At 35.9% G+C, this 20,894-nt stretch carries 21 protein-coding genes; 4 read left to right on the forward strand and 17 right to left on the reverse strand.

What is annotated here, in order from left to right:
• Nucleotides 1-337: 337 nt before the first annotated feature.
• The 12 genes from BBS29_RS03215 to BBS29_RS03270 all read right to left on the reverse strand — a co-directional run bounded on the left by BBS29_RS03215 (nucleotide 338) and on the right by BBS29_RS03270 (nucleotide 10,603).
• Nucleotides 338-1,630: an MFS transporter gene (locus BBS29_RS03215; protein WP_083302050.1), complete on the reverse strand. Its 1,293-nt coding sequence runs from the start codon at nucleotides 1,628-1,630 to the stop codon at nucleotides 338-340.
• Between the two features lie 430 nt (nucleotides 1,631-2,060).
• The gene (locus BBS29_RS08265; RefSeq protein WP_068128994.1) at nucleotides 2,061-3,275 is read right to left on the reverse strand and encodes an NRAMP family divalent metal transporter; all 1,215 of its coding nucleotides are present in this window, start codon (nucleotides 3,273-3,275) and stop codon (nucleotides 2,061-2,063) included.
• Nucleotides 3,276-3,296: 21 nt separating this feature from the next.
• Nucleotides 3,297-4,055 carry a LamB/YcsF family protein gene (locus BBS29_RS08270; protein WP_068128996.1) on the reverse strand — a complete coding sequence of 253 codons (759 nt, stop codon included), beginning with the start codon at nucleotides 4,053-4,055 and terminating at the stop codon, nucleotides 3,297-3,299.
• 5 nt (nucleotides 4,056-4,060) lie between these two features.
• On the reverse strand, nucleotides 4,061-5,413 hold the full coding sequence (locus tag BBS29_RS03230; protein ID WP_068128998.1) for an acetyl-CoA carboxylase biotin carboxylase subunit: 1,353 nt from the start codon (nucleotides 5,411-5,413) through the stop codon (nucleotides 4,061-4,063).
• A 1-nt stretch (nucleotide 5,414) separates the two neighbouring features.
• The gene (locus tag BBS29_RS03235) at nucleotides 5,415-5,858 is read right to left on the reverse strand and encodes an acetyl-CoA carboxylase biotin carboxyl carrier protein (RefSeq protein WP_068129000.1); all 444 of its coding nucleotides are present in this window, start codon (nucleotides 5,856-5,858) and stop codon (nucleotides 5,415-5,417) included.
• Nucleotides 5,858-6,850: a biotin-dependent carboxyltransferase family protein gene (locus BBS29_RS03240; RefSeq protein ID WP_068129001.1), complete on the reverse strand. Its 993-nt coding sequence runs from the start codon at nucleotides 6,848-6,850 to the stop codon at nucleotides 5,858-5,860. Before BBS29_RS03240 ends, BBS29_RS03235 begins: the two co-directional genes overlap by 1 nt.
• Nucleotides 6,840-7,568, reverse strand: a complete 729-nt coding sequence (gene pxpB / locus BBS29_RS03245) for a 5-oxoprolinase subunit PxpB (protein ID WP_068129003.1) — start codon at nucleotides 7,566-7,568, stop codon at nucleotides 6,840-6,842. The genes BBS29_RS03240 and pxpB overlap by 11 nt, the downstream gene beginning before the upstream one ends.
• A 278-nt stretch (nucleotides 7,569-7,846) precedes the next feature.
• A complete protein-coding gene (locus BBS29_RS03250; protein WP_068129005.1) occupies nucleotides 7,847-8,116 on the reverse strand; it encodes a Txe/YoeB family addiction module toxin in 270 nt (89 codons plus the stop codon).
• Nucleotides 8,109-8,357 (reverse strand): type II toxin-antitoxin system Phd/YefM family antitoxin, encoded by a 249-nt coding sequence (locus BBS29_RS03255; protein ID WP_040928909.1) that lies wholly within the window; start codon nucleotides 8,355-8,357, stop codon nucleotides 8,109-8,111. Before BBS29_RS03255 ends, BBS29_RS03250 begins: the two co-directional genes overlap by 8 nt.
• A gap of 109 nt (nucleotides 8,358-8,466) precedes the next feature.
• A complete protein-coding gene (locus tag BBS29_RS03260; protein ID WP_068129006.1) occupies nucleotides 8,467-9,237 on the reverse strand; it encodes a M15 family metallopeptidase in 771 nt (256 codons plus the stop codon).
• A gap of 33 nt (nucleotides 9,238-9,270) precedes the next feature.
• The gene (locus BBS29_RS03265; RefSeq protein ID WP_068129008.1) at nucleotides 9,271-10,026 is read right to left on the reverse strand and encodes an SDR family NAD(P)-dependent oxidoreductase; all 756 of its coding nucleotides are present in this window, start codon (nucleotides 10,024-10,026) and stop codon (nucleotides 9,271-9,273) included.
• A gap of 34 nt (nucleotides 10,027-10,060) precedes the next feature.
• The gene (locus BBS29_RS03270; protein ID WP_084778817.1) at nucleotides 10,061-10,603 is read right to left on the reverse strand and encodes a cysteine hydrolase family protein; all 543 of its coding nucleotides are present in this window, start codon (nucleotides 10,601-10,603) and stop codon (nucleotides 10,061-10,063) included.
• 121 nt (nucleotides 10,604-10,724) lie between these two features.
• Between BBS29_RS03270 and BBS29_RS03275 the strand changes: the two genes are divergently transcribed.
• Nucleotides 10,725-11,585: a polysaccharide deacetylase family protein gene (locus BBS29_RS03275; protein WP_068129011.1), complete on the forward strand. Its 861-nt coding sequence runs from the start codon at nucleotides 10,725-10,727 to the stop codon at nucleotides 11,583-11,585.
• 56 nt (nucleotides 11,586-11,641) lie between these two features.
• On the opposite strand, the gene BBS29_RS03280 is transcribed toward BBS29_RS03275, so the two are convergent.
• On the reverse strand, nucleotides 11,642-12,091 hold the full coding sequence (locus BBS29_RS03280; protein ID WP_068129013.1) for an SRPBCC family protein: 450 nt from the start codon (nucleotides 12,089-12,091) through the stop codon (nucleotides 11,642-11,644).
• Nucleotides 12,091-13,122: a M42 family metallopeptidase gene (locus tag BBS29_RS03285; RefSeq protein WP_068129015.1), complete on the reverse strand. Its 1,032-nt coding sequence runs from the start codon at nucleotides 13,120-13,122 to the stop codon at nucleotides 12,091-12,093. Before BBS29_RS03285 ends, BBS29_RS03280 begins: the two co-directional genes overlap by 1 nt.
• 197 nt (nucleotides 13,123-13,319) lie before the next feature.
• Between BBS29_RS03285 and BBS29_RS03290 the strand changes: the two genes are divergently transcribed.
• Both BBS29_RS03290 and BBS29_RS03295 read left to right on the forward strand, forming a co-directional pair.
• Complete coding sequence (locus BBS29_RS03290; RefSeq protein WP_068129017.1) at nucleotides 13,320-15,215, forward strand: acyltransferase family protein; 1,896 nt, start codon at nucleotides 13,320-13,322, stop codon at nucleotides 15,213-15,215.
• A 232-nt stretch (nucleotides 15,216-15,447) separates the two neighbouring features.
• The gene (locus tag BBS29_RS03295; protein ID WP_068129019.1) at nucleotides 15,448-15,888 is read left to right on the forward strand and encodes a hypothetical protein; all 441 of its coding nucleotides are present in this window, start codon (nucleotides 15,448-15,450) and stop codon (nucleotides 15,886-15,888) included.
• A gap of 66 nt (nucleotides 15,889-15,954) precedes the next feature.
• Here the strand turns inward: BBS29_RS03295 and nadX are convergent, their stop codons facing one another.
• The gene (gene nadX / locus BBS29_RS03300; protein ID WP_068129021.1) at nucleotides 15,955-16,713 is read right to left on the reverse strand and encodes an aspartate dehydrogenase; all 759 of its coding nucleotides are present in this window, start codon (nucleotides 16,711-16,713) and stop codon (nucleotides 15,955-15,957) included.
• Nucleotides 16,714-16,769: 56 nt separating this feature from the next.
• Complete coding sequence (gene tcuA, locus BBS29_RS03305) at nucleotides 16,770-18,233, reverse strand: FAD-dependent tricarballylate dehydrogenase TcuA (protein WP_068129023.1); 1,464 nt, start codon at nucleotides 18,231-18,233, stop codon at nucleotides 16,770-16,772.
• A gap of 118 nt (nucleotides 18,234-18,351) precedes the next feature.
• Here tcuA and BBS29_RS03310 point away from each other — a divergent pair, with 118 nt between their 5' ends.
• Nucleotides 18,352-19,203: a LysR family transcriptional regulator gene (locus tag BBS29_RS03310; protein ID WP_068129025.1), complete on the forward strand. Its 852-nt coding sequence runs from the start codon at nucleotides 18,352-18,354 to the stop codon at nucleotides 19,201-19,203.
• A 143-nt stretch (nucleotides 19,204-19,346) separates the two neighbouring features.
• Here the strand turns inward: BBS29_RS03310 and guaA are convergent, their stop codons facing one another.
• Entirely contained in the window at nucleotides 19,347-20,891 is a 1,545-nt protein-coding gene (guaA, locus tag BBS29_RS03315) for a glutamine-hydrolyzing GMP synthase (RefSeq protein ID WP_068129026.1), read from the reverse strand.
• Between the last annotated feature and the right edge of the window lie 3 nt (nucleotides 20,892-20,894).

The raw sequence follows: 20,894 nt of genomic DNA on the forward strand, positions 1-20,894 counted from the left end.
ATCTTTATAGATATTCCAGTTTTTAAGTGTAGATTTAACAATATTTATATATTCTTTACCATGTTTATAATTTTCTATATCACAAAAGTATAACTCATCCGATAAAGTATATAATGTTAAATCTGAAATGTTATTAGTATATCTCAAATAATTCCTCCCTATATTATAAAAGGGACAGTACTATATTATGCACTAGTACTATCCCTTTAGATCTTTTAAATTTTCTCGTGACAACTTCCTACAGAACAGAAAACACTTTTTTCACTTCCTAGTATCGTAGAATGTGATTTAACTGGATTTAACTCTTGTAATTTTAGTACTATTTTCATCCCTCCTTCTATAGTTGGATTTTGTTATTATATATTGTTTTGCTCTTCCTAATCACACTATTATTTAATAATAAGGAAGCAACAATAATAACTATGATTGAAGAAAATAAGTTAGCTGAAAAATATATTTTCATTTCATAAAGAGCTCCAAATATTAAAGTTCCAATAGGCAACAAAACATTTCCTAAAGTATTTAACAGAGAAAAAACTCTTCCTTTGAATTGGTTATCGATACTCTTTTGCATATAACTCATCATTGGTATGGATACAAATTGAAATGTAAAAGCCATAGTCAATCCTATCAGCGATAGATATACCAAGCTATAAATATTGTTCATATTAACGTATACAGGTAATGTAAAGGTAGTCATTACTATAGCTAGTACTAAAAATGCCATTTTCATTGCTTTTAAGGGATTGTTTAGTTTCAACCTCGAAAGAACTAATGTAGCTAATAAGGATCCTAAGCCCATTATGGAACTAGCTATTCCGACATAATATGGATCGAATGATAATTCTTTAATCATTATTGTATCTGGTAAAACACTGAAACTTGCCGCACCAACACTATTAATAATCATTGCTAAAAGAATAATTCTCCATAAAACATCATTTTTTTCAATATATTTAAAGGCTTCTTTATTCTTTCTCACCACATATTTTATAATGTTTTCTTTGTCTTCATGTTCTTTTATCGGATTAGTCTCATATTCATCAAACACTAAAAAGAAATTTAAAAGTAAAGAAATAAATTGTAAGATTAAAAATATTAATATCATAGTTTCTAAGGTAACAAAGCCATAGATAACTCCTGCTATTAATGGTCCTAATAAAAATACTGTTGTTCTTATCGTTCCAACCTGCCCTAAAATATTTTGAATTTTATCTTCGTTAAATAATTGGGTGAGTGAAGCATCAAAAGCATTAGAAACAACCGGCACGATGAACGATCTAATCGCTGTTATAAAAAATAGAAAATAAATATTAAAACCATAAATATATATATATGTTAGAAGCAAAATAAGACTTAAACAAGAAAGCCCTTCCAAAAATATTATTATAGATTTCCTGTTATACTTATCTATAAAAGTACCCATTATCGGGAGTGAGATGATTGTTCCAACACTCATTATTACAGTATTAATTGAAAATAATAAGGGAGACTTTGTAACGTCTAATATATAATAACTTATCGCAAAATTATATATAAGACCACCTGTCGTTAGAACTAAGACACTTGCAAAATAAATGAATATATTTCTCATAATATAACACCTCTTACAAATACTAGCTGGTTCCATTACTTATTAATATAAGTTTATGTATGTATAGTAATACTCTTGTTTATATTTCACCTATGATTGAATCTATACCTCATTCATATATGCATATTAACTTAATCATAAAACAATTTGACAAAATTTTATATATGCAAATTTGCATAAAGGATGTGGAGATATTGTTAAATGAATTTATAAAAAAACGACGTACAGAACTTGGCATATCGAGGAAAAACTCCTAATCAAGTTTTGGAAGAAATAAAAAAATTACCTGACTCTTCCCTATTCCTTTAACTTATTATAGAAAATCACTTCATCTCATAATAATAAATAACCCTGAAGTTAGACTTTAATCAAACTTCAGGGTGCTTTTTATATAAAATTTAAATCCATACTATAATCATATATTTGTTTTGTCATATAGTTCGAATATACGATAGTTTCTATTATTTTATCCATTCCAAAGTTGTGCAAGTCCTTCTAACGATAGTACCCCTGCTACTGCAGTAACGATAACTGCTATCACTCCAAATATTAACCATGCTGTTGGATGGTGGTAATCTCCAACGATACTTTTCTTTCTCGATGCGAGTAGTATCGCAGCGAGTGTGACTGGTAAAATGAGTCCGTTGAATGCGCCTGCAAGTATGAGTAATGTTACAGGTCTACCGATGAATACGAAAACAATTGTCGATGCTAAAATGAAACCTATGATGATGAGGTTGTTGTGCTTATCAAACACTTTTCCAAATCCGCGTAAGAAACTCGCACTCGTATATGCCGCACCGATGACTGAAGATAGTGCTGCAGCGAGTAATACGACACCGAATACTTTTACTCCGATGTCTCCAAGCGCAAATTGGAATACTGACGCTGGCGGGTTATCTGGATCTAGCACTGCACCTTGAGCAAGTACACCAAGTACTGCTAAGAATAGTAACGTACGCATGACACCTGTTGTAATAATCCCATAGTTTGCTGCTTTAGATACGAAATGTAAATTCTCTTTACCTGTCACACCCGCTTCAATTAAACGGTGTGCTCCGGCAAACGTGATATATCCTCCAACTGTCCCACCTACAATAGTAACAATTGGAAGTAACATTGATAGTGGATCTTCAGGCACAATCGTTCTAAATGCTGCTTCACCGATATCTGGTTTTGATTCAATCGCAACGTATAACACGATTAAAATCATTAGTATACCGAGCCCTTGCGTGACGATGTCCATTACGGCTCTTCCATTTTTAATGAGGAAAATGATAATCGCAAATATTCCTGTAATTGCTGCACCAATTCGCACATCCCAACCAAATATCGCATTGAAACCGAGCCCTGCGCCTGCAACGTTACCGATGTTAAACGCAAATCCTCCGATCACGATTAAAATTGCGATAAATGATCCTAAACCAGGAAATACCTCATTCGCAACATCTTGTCCACGTTTCCCGCTAACTGATAACACACGCCATACATTTGATTGTGCGCCGATATCAATGATAATTGATATTAAAATCGCAAATCCAAAACTCGCTAAAAACTGTTCAGTAAATACTGTCGTCTGTGTTAAAAATGCTGGACCAATTGATGACGTAGCCATCAAGAATACTGCGCCAAATAGTAGCCTACGTTGTGACGCTGTTAATTTTTGTTTTTCACCTTGCATAAGTTCACTCCTTCATCTTGATTACATCGTTTGTATTTCAATTCCTTTTGCTTCAAGTGCAGATTTAATTTCTCTTACAAATTGTAGTGCTTTTTCACCATCACCGTGTACACAAATACTATCTGCTTTAATGTCTATGTCTGTGCCGTCTATTGCTTCTACTTTACCTTCAATAAGCATTCTAATCCCGCGTTCAACTGCTAGTTTACTATCTGTAATCATCGCACCCTCTTTACGTCTAGAGACAAGTGTACCGTCGTTTTCATACGCACGATCTAAAAACACTTCATGTACCACTTGTAAACCTATTTCTTCTCCAGCTTTTACGAGGTTGTTTTCCGATAGCCCCATTAACTTTAAATTTGGATTAAAGTCTTTGACGGCTTGTGCGATTACGCGGGCGAGGTTTTTATCTGTAAACGTTGCGTTATATAATGCACCGTGTGGTTTGACGTGATTCATTTCAACTCCGACTGTTCTCGCAATACCGTCTAGCGCAGAAAGTTGATACAATACCATACTATAAATTTCTTCATCTGTACAGTCCATATACCTACGTCCGAATCCTTCTTTGTCTGGGAATCCTGGATGAGCTCCGAGCCCCGCGCCTGATTCTTTAATGAGTTTAACTGTTTCTAACATTACTTTAGGGTCGCTCGCGTGAAAACCACATGCGACGTTTGCTGACGAAATAAGCGGAATAATTTTGTCATCATTTCCGATTGTATAGTTCCCGAAACTTTCGCCTAAGTCTGCATTTAAATCAATTGTTAGTGTCATCGTTATCACTCCGTATCGATAATATTTTCTTCGTAAATAAATTTGATATCATAATCATTCGCAATTACTTTGTGATGTGACAGTAAGAAAAATTGAAAGTCTAAGTTCGTTTTAATCGGCTCAATGACTGTTTCTCCGATGACAAGTTTGAGTTTTGTAAGTGCAGAGTCACGGTCATCATCTTTTACGATGAGTTTTGCGACCATCGAGTCGTAATACGGAGGTATCGTATACCCCGTGTATAAATGTGAGTCAATTCGCACATTACGCCCAAGCCCGAAGTGCAGCTCTTCGATTTTACCAGGAGACGGTCTAAATTGGTGCATCGGATCTTCAGCGTTAATACGTGCTTCAATTGCGTGACCATTTAAACTCACGTCGTCTTGAGTAAAACCTATTTCACCGTCATAAGCGACCATGATTTGTGCTTTAATAATGTCTTTACCTGTGACTTCTTCTGTAATTGTATGTTCGACTTGCACACGTGTATTCATTTCAATAAAGTAAAATTTCTTTTCTTCTTCAACATATAAGTACTCGACCGTTCCAGCACCGCGATATTTTAACTGTTTCATCGCGTCACGTGTCGTTTCTGTAATGTATTTACGTTCTTCGTCAGATAAAATAGCAGCGGGTGCTTCTTCTAACAGCTTTTGGTTGTTACGCTGAATTGAACAGTCCCTCTCATATAAGTGAACCGCATCACCTTTACCATCACCAATGACTTGAACTTCGATATGTCGTGCTTTCTCGATAAACTTTTCTACGTATAGTCTGTCATCATTAAACGCATTTTTCGCTTCGTTTTTAGCGTCATAATATAGTTTTTCTACGTCTTTGTCACTATACGCAAAACGCATCCCTTTACCGCCGCCACCTGACACAGCTTTTATGACGAGTGGGTAGTTATGGACTTTCGCAATCTCTTTTACGTCGTCAGCAGAGTCGATGATCCCGTCACTTCCTGGGATTACAGGTACTCCAACACTCGCCATCGTTTCACGCGCCATCGATTTGTTACCCATTTTTTCCATCATATCTGCAGTTGGTCCAATAAAAATCAGTCCCGCTTCTTCGACGCGTCTCGCAAACTCCGCTGATTCTGATAAAAATCCATAACCTGGATGTATCGCGTCGGCTCCAGATAATTCAGCTGCAGTTAAAATCGCATCGATGTTTAAATAACTATCGATGCTTTTTGGTCCACCAATTGCATATGCTTCGTTCGCAATCGCCACGTGGAGCGAGTTTTTGTCAGCTGTAGAATATACCGCAACACTCGTCATGTTCATTTCTTTTAACGTACGAATGATACGTACCGCAATCTCTCCGCGGTTTGCAATTAATACTTTTCTCATACTAATTACCCTCCGGTTCTACTCGGACGAGTACATCTCCGTACTCTACATCTTCTCCATTGTGTACGACGATTTCTCTAACAATTCCAGAGACGTCTGATTTTAAATCGTTAAACATTTTCATCGCTTCAATGTAGCCAATTTGGTCCCCAACTTCAATTCGGTCGCCAACCTCTATGAAGTTTTCACTGCTGTGCTCATCTTTCTTTGTATAGAATGTACCGATCTGAGGTGCTGTAATTTCTACATATTTCGAAGGGTCTGCTGGTGTGTTTGTTTCTTTACGTTCGACAGGCGCATTCGTTACAACTTTCTGACTACCTCCTTTTGAAACATTCGTATCACGTTCAAGGTGTACTTTAATATCATCACTTTCTATTTTTAAAACAGATAAATTCTCATCGTTTAATAGTTTGATCAGTTCTTTAACTGTATTGATATCCATTACGATTTACCTCCAATTAATGTATGAATACGCTGTGAAACTGGACGTCTCACATTATTAAACTCTTTTGTCGTTCCGATAAACTCTTTATTATGAATCGCGCGTAACTGTTCTTTATATAGCTCAGTCGCTTCTTCAATCGTGATGAGTTTAAATTGTATTTTATCTCCAGGTTTCTTTTGTGCGATTTTTTGAATGTCTACTTTCGCAACGGTCGCAATTTTTGTATAACCGCCCGCTGTTTGTCGGTCTGAAAGTAATATAATTGGCTTTCCATTTTTAGGCACTTGAATACTCCCGAATAGAATCGTTTCGCTAATAATATCGTGACTCGTCGCTTCAACAGATTCACCATCTAAACGATATCCCATTCGGTCACTTTCTTTTGATACTGTATATTCGCTATGGAAAAAGTGATCTAAGTTTTCCTCATCGAAGCGGTCATATTGTTGTCCCTTAACTACTCTAATTACGTTTGACGTGTCGAGCTCTTTCGTTACAACTTTATAACCATGTCGCGCGAGCCCACCGTTTATATATAAGACGTCAAACGGTTGAAGTGCTCTACCTTGGAACCCACCAATTTTACTTCTCGAATGAGTAGAATAACTCCCAAGTTCTTCATCGATATCAAATCCACCTAAAAATGCGACATATGTACGCACACCGTGACGCGCGTATCCAAATTCAACGATATCGCCTTTTACTAAATCAATCGCTGCTCCGACTCTATATTCTTCATCGTTTATGAGTAGCGGCATATCTGCTCCAGCCGTTCCAATTGTAACGTTGCTCGTCACTTGAAACTTCGCGCCTTTTAATGTCATCTCTAAGACAGGCGTGTTTAAGTCGTTACCGATCAACTGGTTTGCTAAATAATAACTCTCATAATCCATCGCACCAGCTGGTGAAAAACCGAGTGACTCATATCCATAACGTCCTCTATCTTGTATTGTCGTATACATTCCAGGATGAATAATTTTAATTGTCATTATTACTACCTCGCTTCGTCACTTTTGCTTTATAAACACCGTTATTATACGCCTCGACAATCGTGTCATATTCTTCTTCAGAAATTGAACGGAACACAATGCGGTCTCCTGCTTCATACAGTATCGGTTCACTTCGATTATTATCGTATAACGGGACTGGCGTACGACCGATAATATTCCAACCACCTGGACTATCAAACGGATACACACCCGTTTGCTCTCCCCCAATCCCTACAGATACTCCAGGGATTTTTGTACGTGGGTTGTCTAAACGTTCTTTATATAGTTTTTCATCTAACCCACCGAGAAACGGAAATCCTGGCATAAATCCGAGCATAAAAATATGATACTCTCTACCTGCATGAAGACGAATTAAATCATCCTCCGTAAACTCATCCGTTTCAAAACGTTCGACATCTGGCCCATAGTCTCCGCCGTAACATACCGGTATCTCGACAACTTTATAAGACAACTCAGAAACGTCGAGTAAAGCCGTATCCACTTCACCTAGCTTCTCTTTTAACTTTGTCACATCAGTTTCTAATAAGTCATAATGAATCGTAAGCGACGTATAAGACGGTACAATTTCATAAATGCCATGAAAATTCCATGACTCAATTATCGATTTTAAAATCATCAACTTTTGATTCGTCTCAACATCCACTGTGTCACCGAGGTAAATCGTTAAAGAATCCTCGGAAAACTGCTTAATATCCATCCGACACACTCCTCACAAAAAGCGTTCTCTTTTCTAAAATGTAACGAAAATAGATAAATAATTCAACGTTTTGTATGAATAATACTATCTCAATATAAAAACCGACCTGTATCAGTTGACTTAATCACTGTTAAGAAATAAAAAAGCAAGATTCTGTTTAAACAACACGAATCTTGCTTTATATCTCTTTTCCGTTAATTATATCGTTCATTATATTTCCACTTTTCTAGCTCATATTTTTCATTTTATCACCGATGTGAACATAGTATACACTGCATTTATTTATAATGATATTTACATGAAGCAATCATAATTGATCCTTTATCAATCTTATATACAAGTCTATGTTCCTGTGTAATTCTCCTACTATACCAGCCACTTAAATTTCCTTTTAATTTTTCTGGTTTTCCGATACCTTCAAGTACTCCATCTCTCTCAATACTTTTGATGAGTTGGTTAATTTTTTTCAAAGTTTTTCTATCTTGTATTTGCCACTCTTTATAGTCTTCAAAAGCATCAGTTGAAAATGTAATGAGTAGTTTAGTCATCAATATTAACCTTAACTATTTCATCATTTTCTAATTGTGAAATTGAACGTTTTAAGTGCTCGTTATTGTATGGATTTTTTTGTAAATAAAAAGTTTCCATAATAGAATTATAATCATCTTCAGACATCAAAACAGCATTATGTTCATTTGTTGTGATTGTTATCACTTCGCTATTTTCATTTACCTGATTAATTAGTTGTCTGAAATTTTTTCTTGCATTTGAATATGTTTCTACACTCATTACTATCATCTCCTAATTGAATTGTACAATATATTGTACAACTATAAAAGCGATATATCTTTTTCAGAAGAGATGTTGATTGGTCAAAAGGCGTTAGTATTATTGAAATTTATTTTACTTCACTTACTGGTGTTAATGATATATTGTTATTTTCTAGATACTCTTCGTATGTTAACCCGCTATCGTATAATTCTTGTGCGAGTTCCTTACCAAAGTAACGTATATGCCATGGTTCATACATATACCCCGTAATATCTTCTTTACCTTTTAAATAACGAACGACAAATCCATATTTATGTGCGTTGTTTTTTACAAACTCACCTTCTGGTGTTGCTTCAAAGCTTTCTGATAATCCAAACCACGCACTTTCACTACTGACGTCCATCACAAGTCCTGTTTGGTGTTCACTTGTCCCTGGTTTTGCACTAAATCGATCGGCTTCTTCTTGTCCATGTTGAAATATATAGTTATTGTAAAGCGTTTCTTGCATTGCATATGATCGATATCCAGACACTGCATAAAGTTGTAGTCCTTCTTCATTTGCCGCTTCAAACAGTTCTTTCAGTGCCTCATATGCTTCACTTCTTAAATATGTCTCTTGCGTGCTCAGTAAGTCAACGAGTACTAAGTCAGACGGTTCATATGTTTCAGATAATGCATACGCTGGGTTTACGAGTTGTTCGATTGTACCTTCTGTAAACACATTTTCTTCCGTTACAAGTGGTGTCTCTTCGACAACTTCTTCTTCCTCCTGTTCATTTGTTTCAGTTTCAGCAGGCGTTGAAGTTACTTTGTGATCGTCTTTATTAATAATGCCGTTGTTTCCAGTACATCCGACTAAAAATATCGTAAGCACTGAAAGTCCAATCATTTTTTTCATAAAAATACGCTCCATTTAAACTTTCAAATCGTTCTATAAAATACCGTCTGGTTCTTCTGGTAAAATCTGTCCACCATCGACGACGATACTTTGTCCTGTAATATAACCCGCTTCGTCAGATGCAAAGAATGCAACTGCTGCACCAATATCCTCGGGCTTTCCTAATTCATGCATCGGAATGATAGATTTTGTACCTTCTAAATATTCTTCACCTTGGGCTTTTAACCCTTCAGTTAACACGTTACCTGGTTGCACACTGTTTACTGTTATACCGTACTTTGCATACTCTAACGCTGCACTTCTCATAAATCCAAGTTGTGCTGCTTTTGACGCACCGTAATGTGCCCACCCTGGATATCCAGTGATTGGTCCTGTTACTGAAGATGTAAAGATAACACGGCCGTAATTCGCCTTTTTCATATGCTTTAACACAGCTTTACTTACAAAGACAGATGATTTTAAGTTAACGTCAAGTACTTTGTCGTAATCTGGTTCAGACATGTCTTCAATGAATTTTTGAGGGAATATCCCTGTATTTGAAGCGAGGATATCGATTTTTCCGTGAGATTCAACGATGCTGTCGACCGTTTTTTCGATACCATCAAGATTTGTCACATCTAGCTCATAAAATTCTCCGTTTAATTCTTTTGCGACTTTTTCACCGTTTTCTTTGTCTAAATCTGCAATAATAACGAATGCTCCAGCTTTTTGAAGCATCGTCGAAATCCCTTTACCAATTCCGTTCGCACCACCTGTGACAAGTGCAACTTTTTTCGTTAAATCAAACATATAATTCCTCCTATTCAATATTATGTATGTAATTTTACTCTACAATTTCTGAATGGAAGCAACGCTCCATATGTTCTAGACTCGACTCTTGTTGATCTGTAAACGTCGCGACTCCACGTTTGTGGATGACTGTTTTAAAACCATTCGCATCTGCACCTGACGCTGTTAAAAACACACAAATATCTGTTGCGACTCCACAAATGTGTACCGTTTCAACGTCACGCTCACGTAACACTTCATCTAAACCAGTGTTAAAAAATGCATTATAGTTTTCTTTCATTGAATAAATAATGTGATCATTATCTTTGTTTTCATCGTACCATTCTTTAAGTGGTCCATATAACTCTTGTCCTTTTGTCCCTGTTACGTTATGCACTGGCCAAGAATCAAAGTGCGCATCATCCGGCGCATGGTCATCCATAGAAATCACTACATACTTACCGTCTTTTAAAAATTCGTCCGCTAAATCTCGTATATAAGGCGTAATGGCAGGTCCAGCTTCTCCAACGTTTAATGGCCCGTCTAAATCTACAAAGTCGTTACTCATATCAACAATCAATAAAGCTTCTTTACTCACTTATACCACCTCAATAAACATGTTTAACATTATTATACTAATCTTTCATAGAAATTCCTTTAAGTTTATTAAACTTCTTAAAATTTCATATATAATATGAAGTAAGAGGTGTTTAATTGTTATGAAGAAAATTCTTTATATGTTACTACTATCTTTCCTTATTTTATCTGCATGTACATCAAAAGAAGACACTCAAGAACATACAGAAAAAGTACCCGAACAAACTGATGACAACACTGAAACAATTGTTGAAGAGGAAACTGAACCTGAAGAAGACGAAAATGATCATGATGAGAGTGAAGAAGACACTGAAACTGAAATTGTAGAAGAAGATGAAGAAATAGCGAGAGAGTATTATATAGATCACGAAACGTATAGAGTCCTTCCAATCGAAGAAGGTACTAACACACAAGTTGCGTTACTCACGTTTGATGATGCACCCGCAGATTATGCGCTAGACATCGCATATATATTAAAAGAGTACGACGCACCTGCAATCTTTTTTGTAAACGGAATGTTTTTAAACTCGGAGCGCGGTAAAAATGTGTTAAAAGAAATTTATAATTTAGGTTTTGAAATTGGAAACCACACACAAAATCACCCAGACTTATCAAAGTTATCTTATGAAGCAGTAAACGAAGAAATTATATCAACAAATAATCTCATCGAAGAAATTACCGGAGAAAAACCCAGATTCTTCCGCGCTCCTTTTGGTATTAATACAGAAGCTTCTGAACAAATTTTAAAAAATAAAGGTATGCAGTCCATGAACTGGACGTATGGATACGATGCAACTCCTGGATACCTCGACAAAGACATTCTCGAATATAAGATGGTACATTCAGAATACCTCGATCACGGAGCAAACTTACTTATGCACGACCGTCAATGGACGAGAGACGCACTCCCAAAAATACTTGAAGGCCTGAGATATAAAGGCTATGAGTTTGTAAATCCAAAAAAATTAGAAGTTAGACCATAAAAGTGATTAAAAACCTCTTCCCCACTCATCTGAACGGGAAAGAGGTTTTTTATCTATCAATCTTTATACAAATTTTTTATGCGTAAGAGAAACGTCTCAATCGTCTGGTCGTGTTGAGATTTTGATAACATCTTCAATATAATATTTCCTAGGAAATATTTACCGCGCATCTCTCCACTGTAGATGAGTTCAGTCTCTCTTTGTTGTTTTTTTATCAACTTATATTGTGTACTCTTTTGAAAGAAGTTGCTAATCGTATAAGAGAATCGTAATAACTTATAGTCTGCTTCGTCCTCATAACTATCGAGCGTCACAACATACTGTATCGTTTTGCCGTGTTCTTCGTGCGTCACTTTGTACGTGCTGCCGACCTTGTTATGAGTCTTACGAATCACTTCGATCCGCTTCAACTCAGGCTTCACTTTATTGAAGTGTTCAACATTAAATAGATGAAACACCTCATCAATCGGGGCGGATATGGTGACCGTTTTATGCCACTTCATCATTAGTTTTCTACATATTTCACGAGTAATTTAAACGTATTGAGTAACGCGTCGACGTGCGTACGTTCCATGCCGTGGCTGTTTGCAACGCCTGGTCCAATTAACGCGGCCTTAATATTTGCGCCACCACTCAGTGCTGCACTCGCATCACTGCCGTACATTGGGTAAATATCTACAGCGAACCCTAGTTCTTCTTGTTTTGCGTATTCTATTAAACTCGAAACCATTTCGTAATCATACGGACCAGAGGAGTCTTTTGCACAAATACTGACGTCGTATTCTGTACAGCTTAGGTCTTCTCCAATACAACCCATATCTACCGCAAGAAGCTCTGTAATTTCTTCAGGTAAATATGATGCACCGTGACCGACTTCTTCGTACGCTGTGAATATAAACTGTAAGTTTGTTTTCGGTTTAACGTCTTCTGCTTTAATTGCTTTAATGAGACTTACTAATAACGCTACAGATGCTTTATCATCTAAAAATCTCGACTTAACAAAACCAGATGATGTCACTACAGTTTTCGGATCATACGCGACGATATCACCGTTTTGAATACCAAGCTTACGTTCAACATCTTCTTTTGACACGACACGTTCATCGATTTTTACGACTAAGTTATCGATGTCTCTGTCTTTTTTCGATGCGTCTTTAAATACGTGAATCGATGGTGACGTCGATAGTATTGTACCCGTATATACATGACCGCTTCTCGTAATAATGTCACAGTACTCTCCATCTAACGTTGGTGTCAGCGGTCCACCAAGTTTTGTTAAATTTAACGTACCGTCACTATTAATAGAGCGTACCATCAAACCAAGTGTGTCCACGTGTCCAGACAATGCACGCGTCACTGACGTATCTTCTCCCTCGATATACGCAATTAAATTCCCTTTATGTGTCGTCGAAGTTTTTACACCGAGTTTTTCTATTTCAGTTCTTAAGAAATCTATCGCTTGTTTCGTATATCCTGTTGGACTATTGATATTAAGTAAGTCTTCTAAAAACTGTAAAGTATCTGTTTGATTAAACATAATGTAACCCCCGTTATTTTGAATTTTCGTCAATTTATTTTTACACAATTTCATTATATCAAATAATAAAAATGGTATAATTAGTAATGATAACGATTTATTTTTGTCTTTTTCGTGTAACAATTGACATGATACAGTAACATTCTATATTATAAAATTATTATATTGAATCATATTATAGAGAGGCACAGATACTCATGCCGGATAAATTTCATTTTTCAGTAAAACCGAAACGCTATTTAACAGGACTCGATGGCCTACGTGCAATCGCTGTTATTGCGATTATTATATATCATTTAAATCCACTATGGCTTCCTGGTGGATTTTTAGGTGTAGATACGTTCTTTGTAATTTCAGGATATTTAATTACAAGTTTACTCATTCATGAGTACCAATCAAAAGGATCCATCGATTTAATCGCCTTTTGGATTCGCCGTATTAAACGACTAATCCCGGCTGTGTTCTTTTTAATCGGGGTCGTCATCCTTTATACGTTAATATTTGAACCTCAAATGATTAAAACAATTAAACACGATTCACTCGCTGCACTCTTTTACGTGTCGAACTGGTGGTACATATTTGAAGATGTGAGTTACTTCGAAGCAAGTGAACCAAAACCTTTAATGCACTTATGGAGTTTAGCAATTGAGGAACAATTTTATATTATTTGGCCTGTGATTTTCGTCTTATTACTTAAATTCGGGCGTTCAAATAAAACGATGCCGATAGCCGTTTTACTAATGACTTTTGTGTCTCTCTTTTTAATGACTTTATTCATGGTGCCAGATATGGACAACTCACGCGTGTATTTCGGAACAGATACACGTGCACATACGATTTTACTCGGTGTATTACTTGCATTCATTTGGCCACCATTTAACTTAAAAACAGAAACACCTAAAAGGTATCAACAAGTGATTGATACTATTGGTATTACGTCACTCATCATACTCATTTTGTTTATGATGTTTACAAAAGATTATTCAAACTGGTTATATGCCGGCGGACTATTCTTTGTTACTCTATTAACACTTCCAGCAATTGCTGCGAGTGTACATCCGGTGTCAAAGCTCGGCCACGCGTTATCAAATCCGGTGATGCTTTGGATCGGGACACGCTCATATAGTCTTTACTTATGGCATTACCCGATTATCGTCTTTATGAACATGCATTACGTAGCAGGACAAATCCCACTTCACATTATCCTACTACAAGTGATACTGACTTGTATTGCTGCTGAGCTTTCATTTAGATTTGTTGAAACACCGATTCGTAAACAAGGGTTTAACTTCTTTAAGCCCGCATATAACACGAGTCGCGCACTCATTGTGAAATCCACAGTAAGTGTCATTTTAGTCGCAGGTTTACTCGTCACATTGCTCGGAATTTTTGATCACCTCCATAAAGATGTGAACAAACAATCATCATTCAACACTGAAGATGGTACGATGCAGTTTTCTAGTACACCAAAAAGCGTTGCATGGAACATAAAGAAAAATCATAAGCAATTTACCGATGAAAAAGCGAGAATCGCTCAAGAAGAAGCTGACAAAGAAGAACAAGCCGAACTTGAAAAAGAAAAACAAGACTTTGCGAGTGAATATTTATCACATGCATCGCCACTATTTATCGGAGACTCAATCATGGTAAATATCGGTAGTAACATACAATACCGTATACCAAACGCCGTCATCAACGGTGAAGTCGGACGTCAAATGTACCAAGCAATTGAAATTTCAAGAACGAAATACCCACACTTTAATAGCGAAAACGAAAACATCGTACTCGAACTTGGAACAAACGGAGACTTTTCATTAGAACAACTTGAAGACTTCATTCAAACATTTAACCGTGCAAACATTTACCTCGTGACAATACGTGTCCCAAGAGACTGGGAAGGCAATGTTAACAAAAAAATACACACTGCAGGAGAAGAATTTGAAAACGTCACAGTCATCGACTGGTACAAAGCATCAGAAGGACATGTCGAATACTTTGAACCAGACGGTATTCACTTAAACGCAGACGGTGTAGAAGCAATGGTCGACCTAATCATTGATCATATCTTAGAACAAGAGCAGAACAAAAAATAACAGGTACATCACAATGACCTACTCCCTTAAAGTTGAAAACGACAATCAACTTTAAGGGTATTTTTTACGAAGTGAAGCAAGTTTATTTTGACTTGAAAGTAAATATTATCAGCAATTATTTAAACAATGTGTTTGGCATTCATTAAGTAAAAAGTGTTTTATAAGATAAAATAATTGCAATTTACAATTATTTTTTTATAATAAAATTACTATATATAAGGAGAATTTTATTATGAAGAAACTATGTATTGCTCTTATCTTATCTGTAGCTTTCCTGCTGAACGGATGTTCTTCAGAAGCTAATGAATTAACCGACAAAAAGCTCTCTGTGTTTACTGTGATTCAGATTGGTAATACGTTAGATGATTTCTCGACAAACAGTGCTTACTTAATCTTTGATTTTAATAAAAACAATAAAGTTTCTATTCAATATCTTGGTGAAAGTTATCCTGGCTCTTATAAATTAAATGGCACGAATTTATCCATAGATGTTCTGGATAAAGATAAAAATGAAGTCTCTTTATTATTTACAGATTTTAAAAAGCATCCTAAAAACGAGAAATTATATACAGGTATTTTCTCAGATTTTACTCACCTAGAAAATCATGGTCTGAATGTACTACTACGAAATTATTCTGGAAATGAATATATGGGATTCTATGAAGTTGAATAATATTCATAATTAAAAGGACGTACTCTAAAACATTTTAGAATACGTCCTTTGTTTATTCTACGAAGTTCATCCAATAAAAACATTACTATCAAGACGCTCTAACGAACTTAAGACACTAAGAGCTGCAAGTGCACTTGTCTTTGGATTTTCTTTTAACGGATGATTTTTAACTTCAATTGTCGCTTCTCCGAATTCTCCCGTTACTTTTACGTGGTGTACATTTTCTGTCGCATTCGGATCCGCGATGAGTCGAACTTTTGTTTTTTCTATCCCTAATCCTGCGAGAGATAAAATAATCGATACGTTCATGTTTTTAGGAAATTTGTCGATAGCGTCTTTTGCATCACCTTCGAATACGACTGTTGGTTCTGATAGTTCATCGTCTACAAGTGATGATGCTGGTTTTGTCGTCGTAAGTGTGACGCTACTTAAATGATTTAGAGTGTTTACGTTTTGTATTAAATCTAGACCACCAACTGCGCCTGATGGTAAATAGAGTTTATGTTGACTCGCACTTACACTCTCTAATAACGAAGTGTCACTAAACGCACCGATACTGATTACCATCATATCTTTTACGTTTAAGACATCTTTTAAATACGTTTTAACTACTTCAACATTCGCGGCTTCTACTACAATATCAATGTTTGAGTTTAAAAATTCGTTCAGATCCGTATACAGATCTACATTATACGCCTCTTCTAAATGCTGATACTTAGATTTATCTCGTACTAAAATATTCGTAATACGTAAGTCACTACGTTCTTTCGTATGTTTTAATAAAAACTGTCCAATCGCACCTGCACCAATTAAGCCAATATTCATCGTATCTCTCCTAATTAGATTGTTATTTATTCATTATACGATGATATCGTCTCTATTTATAATTTCGCAGCATTTTTCCCTGCTGTTTTTCCGAATACTGATCCTGACATGAGTCCTGATCCACCTGGATAGTTATGATAGAATAATTCACCGACCATCTCACCAGCTGCATATAGCCCTGTGATTGGTGTGTCATTTACATTTAATACTTCTGCTTTATCGTTCACTTTAATGCCACCGAATGTAAACGTAATCCCACAAGTGACAGGATATGCATAAAACGGTGCTTCGTTAAATTTTAACGCCCAATTTGATTTTTTAGGGTCAATGCCAGATGTTGATTTACCATCTTTAATGCTCGGATTGTAGTCACCTTCAAGAACTGCAGCGTTATATTCTTCAATTGTTTTTAAAAATTGTTTTGTATCGACATTCATTTTTTCAGCAAGTTCTTCTAAAGTATTTGCTTCGATTTTAGTCGCTTCGTCTAATTCGTATTCAACACGAAGTAGTGGTTTCACCTGGCTATCGTAAATTTGAAATGCTCTATGACCCGGTTGTTTTAACGTCTCTTTTCCGTATTTTGCGTACGTATAGTTTCTAAAATCCGCACCCTCATCTACAAATCGATTACCTTCAGCGTTTACAATTAAACCGAGTGGATATGAGGATTTTTTGTATATATCGCCAGGCTTTTCGAAATCACCGAATTTTGGTGCATTGTAATCTGTCGTATGTGCGTGACATCCATCATACTGTCCAGCTTTTACAGCCCCGACTTCTAACGCCATAGAAATACCGTCACCTGTATTATGTTTTGTGCCTCGAACGACTGCTTCAGACCATTCTTCACCTAGATTTTCTGTACGCTTTTTAGCGTCTGCTTCGAATCCACCACATGCTAATATGACTGCATCTGCAGCAATTTGTACGTTCTCACCGTCTTTATTCACGTGTACACCAGTAATTTTATTATTACTTGCTTCAAGTTTAACTGCAGGTGAGCTATACCATATTTCTACACCGTTCTCTTCAGCTTTTTTAAATAATGCTTCTACTAAACCAATCCCTTTACGATATGTTTTTGTAGGTAATCCTCCCCAAAACGTTTTTACACCGTCTTTTTCAAAATACTGGTTTTCATTTGCTATGAATTCTACGCCTTGTTTTTTCATCCAAAGAATTGTGTCATATGAATTTTCTACGAGATGTCTTGCGAGTTCAGGTTTCGATTTACCTTGCGTGACTTTCATCATGTCATTATAGAAGTCTTCACTATCGTATTTCGGAAGTACGATTTCATCATCTTCTGAAATATCCGACACGATTTCTCTATAGCTATCTAAATCCTTATATGCAAAGCGTATCGCGCCGTCTGTGAAAAACGAGTTTCCGCCTCTATTATTTTTTGGTCCCTTTTCTAGCATCAATACTTTTTTACCTTCTTCACTTGCAGCAACTGCTGCTGATAACGCAGCATTACCAGTACCTACAACGACAATGTCAAATTTATATTCCATATTTATATTACTCCTTTTAAAAGTTCTCTTATATAAATTTTATGTGTCCATTTGACATAAGTAAAATATATATATTAAATATAAACTAATAGAATTTATTTATATCAAGAGGTTAAAAATGGATACGAAAGATTGGGTATTATTAATTACTCTATATGAAGAAATGAATTTAACACGCACCGCTAAACGATTGTACACGACACAACCATCATTAACTTACAGAATTAAACAAATCGAATCATCTCTTGGAATACAAATTTTACATCGAGGAAATAAAGGAATCTCTTTTACTGCTGAAGGTATTTATTTAGTTGAACATTCAAAGAGAATGTTAAAAGAAGAAAGAAAGCTACTGGATCATTTAAAAAATATGAAAGATGAACTTCAAGGGACCATTCGCATCGGGTCTTCGAGTAACTATGCGCATTATGAATTACCAGATTTACTGGAAAATTTTATTAAAAAATATCCGAATATTGAAGTTGAACTCGTAACCGGATGGAGTAGTGAAATATTAGAAAAGCTCCAAAACGAAACAATCCACGTCGCATTTTTAAGAGGAGATTTTAAGTGGAACAGTAAAAAGCACATACTTGAAAAGGATAATCTACATATTATTTCTACAAACAAAATTGATTTAGAATCACTACCACAAGAAAACTATATACAGTATCTAACAGATCTCAGTTTAAAAAATACAATCGATAAGTGGTGGAGAGATAATTATAATTCTCCAGTCTATACAACAATGGAAGTTGACCGAATAGAAACGAGTATAGAGATGGTAAAACGTGGACTCGGTTATACAATCGTTCCAGCTATTAACATTCAAAATGAAAACAACCTCTATACGATGCCAATTAAAGATAATGGTAAAAATATTTATAGAAATACGTGGCTAGCGTATAAAGAAGAAAGCTTAAATTTAAAAGTTGTCGATGAATTTGTACGATTAATTATAAACTCCTAATAATTTAATAGTATAGACAATATGATAAAGATAAAATTAAAAGGCATGTCACCTGAACAATTCAGGAAACATGCCTTACAATCTGCTTATTTCTAAAAGCCCAACTTCTCGGTAGCACATCTGTCTTGGCTACGGTTTTGTTATTATTCCCACTCAATTGTTGCGGGTGGTTTGCTAGTAATGTCATATACGACACGGTTTACATTTTTAACTTCTTTAACCATACGTTTTGAAATCTTTTCAAGTACATCCCAGTCGATTTTCGCAAAGTCTGATGACATTCCGTCTACACTGTGTACTGCACGAATTCCTACTGTGTAGTCATACGTTCTTTTATCATCTTTTACACCGACTGATCGGATACCTGGTAATATTGTGAAGTATTGCCAAATGCTCTTATTTAAGCCTGCTTTTTGAATTTCATCACGTAAAATATAGTCTGTTTCACGAACGATTTCTAATTTTTCTTCTGTCACTTCTCCAAGGACACGAATTCCTAGACCTGGTCCTGGGAATGGTTGACGCCATACGAGTTCTTCAGGAATACCTAACTCAAGTCCTAATTGGCGCACTTCGTCTTTAAAGAGTGTCGCGATTGGTTCTATGAGTTTAAATTCCATATCTTCTGGTAATCCACCAACGTTATGGTGTGATTTAATTGTTTCTGACGTTTCAGATCCTGATTCAACGACGTCTGAGTAAATCGTACCTTGTGCAAGGTAGTCGATATCTTTAAGTTTCGCCGCTTCATCGTCAAATACATAAATAAATTCGTTACCGATGATTTTACGTTTTTGTTCTGGATCAGATACTCCTTTTAGTTTTCCTAAGAAACGGTCTTGTGCGTCGACTTTAATGATGTTGATGTTAAATCCTTTACCGAACGCTTCCATTACCATTTCCGCTTCACCTTTACGAAGTAAGCCGTGATCTACAAAGATACATGTTAAATTGTCGCCAATCGCCTTTTGCATAAGTACCGCAACAACTGATGAATCTACTCCACCACTCATCGCACAGATTACTTTTTTGTCGCCAACTTCTTCACGAATTTTCTCAACTTCGATGTCGATAAAGTTACCCATCGTCCATTCACCGTGACATTCACAAATATCTCTTACGAAGTTTTCGGTGAATGTATCACCATTCTCTGTTGATTTTGATTCTGGGTGGAACTGAATACCGTAAATAGGTTTTGATTTATGCTGAATTGCTGCGTATTTTGAGTCTTTCGTACTTCCGATGATCTCATAGTCATCACCGATTGACGCCACTTCGTCGTGGTAACTCATCGCAACGTTAACTTCTTTGTCTAATCCTTTAAATAATGGACTTTCAGTATTAAGTTCAATCGTATCAACACCTGAAAATGCGTTGTCTAATGGTTTTACTTCTCCACCGTTATTGTATGCAATTAACTGCATACCATACGTGACACCGAGAACTGGTATTCCTAAGTCAAAAATACCTTTATCAACAGTATATGCATCTTCTTCGTATACTGATTTTGGTCCACCTGATAATACGATACCTTTAGGATTTAGTTCTTTAATTTCTTCTAAAGTAATACTTGGATTACGTAATTCACTATATACACCTAAATCACGAATACGACGTGTTAAAAGCATGTTATATTGACTACCGTAATCTATTACAATAATAAGTTCTTGTTCTTTTGCCATTTCCATAAG

Origin of the sequence: Nosocomiicoccus ampullae, from assembly GCF_001696685.1 — a bacterium.
Lineage (GTDB): Bacteria > Bacillota > Bacilli > Staphylococcales > Salinicoccaceae > Nosocomiicoccus > Nosocomiicoccus ampullae_A.